The following is a 788-nucleotide window of genomic DNA, read 5'->3' as shown; positions in this document are numbered from 1 at the left end:
TGTTGATACTGAGTTCTTTCGTGCATCGCAACACCTTATACGAAACAGGTGTTGCACTTCAGATTTGAGGCCGCCCCAGAAGAACCCATACGATTCCTACACGCTCAACAATGTCACGGCGAAGAAGGATGCGACTGGATCTGTCCTGATTCAGTTTGGTGGATGTGATGGAAGCATTCCAAACTGCCTGCCAATCAACCCGGGCTGGAACTACATGGTCCGGTTGTATCGTCCGCATTCCGACATCCTGGACGGCAGGTGGAAATTCCCGGAGGCGCAGCCCGCGAGTTGAGCACTCACCAAACGGCCGTTTGCTTTCGACTTCGGACCTTCAGTAAAGTATCGGGAAGGTCCGCTTCGGGTCGTGAGTGTGAGTGAGATTGACCCGCTCCGACGGACAGATTTGCAGTTAAAGATTTGTCATGGTCCGACCTCCGTCAAGCGTTGAGTCGCGGGTTGTCCACGGACGGGCAGCGGGTCGCTTCTCACGACCACGATGCTGCCCGGCGGTGGGCAACCCGCAGGACGACACGGTTTCTAGCTTCGCGTGCAGATTTTCGAATTCGAGCGGCGAACAATATCCGATGCTGCTATGCAGGCGGCGTACGTTGTACCAGCCTTCCAAGAAGGAGAAGATGCGCCTCCGTGCTTGTTCATGGGTCGCGAAGTGTTCGCGCGACAGAAGCTCTGCTTCGAGCGTCCCAAAGAAGGATGAGATTGACCCGCTCCGACGGACAGATTTGCAGTTAAAGATTTGTCATGGTCCGACCTCCGTCAAGCGTTGAGTC

General features: G+C 55.2%; 1 protein-coding gene and 1 pseudogene. One reads left to right on the top strand and one right to left on the bottom strand.

Translation table 11 applies throughout. From position 1 onward, the window contains the following. Positions 1 to 292, top strand: a pseudogene (locus AWB79_RS40745) (hypothetical protein); the annotation flags it as partial. Between the two features lie 117 nt (positions 293 to 409). Here the strand turns inward: AWB79_RS40745 and AWB79_RS41145 are convergent. Further along, a complete protein-coding gene (locus tag AWB79_RS41145) occupies positions 410 to 718 on the bottom strand; it encodes an IS3 family transposase (protein ID WP_374728594.1) in 309 nt (102 codons plus the stop codon). Positions 719 to 788: the final 70 nt, after the last annotated feature.

It is taken from the genome of Caballeronia hypogeia, from assembly GCF_001544875.2.
Taxonomy (GTDB): Bacteria; Pseudomonadota; Gammaproteobacteria; order Burkholderiales; family Burkholderiaceae; genus Caballeronia; species Caballeronia hypogeia.
This window is presented reverse-complemented; position numbering and strand designations above follow the sequence as displayed.